Genomic DNA, 321 nt, shown 5'->3' on the forward strand with positions numbered 1-321 from the left:
GAACCGACCGTCTCCGCCATGATGGCGAAAATGCCGATCGGCACGTATTGAAGAATGGCTCGTAAGACGAGCAATGTTGCTTCGTTTAAAGCGTTCACGGTTTTCATCAAATGATTGCCGAGCTCGCTAAATTCCGCAGAGCTTCTCATATAAGAAAGCGCGATGCCGAATGCGAATGCAGTGAAGATGATGCCGAGCAAATTCATCTCACTAAATGCCGCGATGATATTCGACGGGACAATGTTCAAGAGAACACTGGTGAAGCCGGGGTTTTCCGGTACGTCGAAAGTTTACGATCCGTCGAGCTGCATGCCGGATCCC

1 protein-coding gene is annotated in these 321 nt (G+C 49.8%); it reads right to left on the reverse strand.

What is annotated here, in order from left to right; genetic code table 11:
• Window positions 1–248: cation:dicarboxylate symporter family transporter (locus tag A6R74_RS22085; protein WP_240488130.1), on the reverse strand; the 248-nt coding region annotated here is incomplete at its 3' end.
• Window positions 249–321: the final 73 nt, after the last annotated feature.

Origin of the sequence: Halomonas sp. ALS9, from assembly GCF_001651035.1 — a bacterium.
Taxonomy (GTDB): Bacteria; Pseudomonadota; Gammaproteobacteria; order Pseudomonadales; family Halomonadaceae; genus Vreelandella.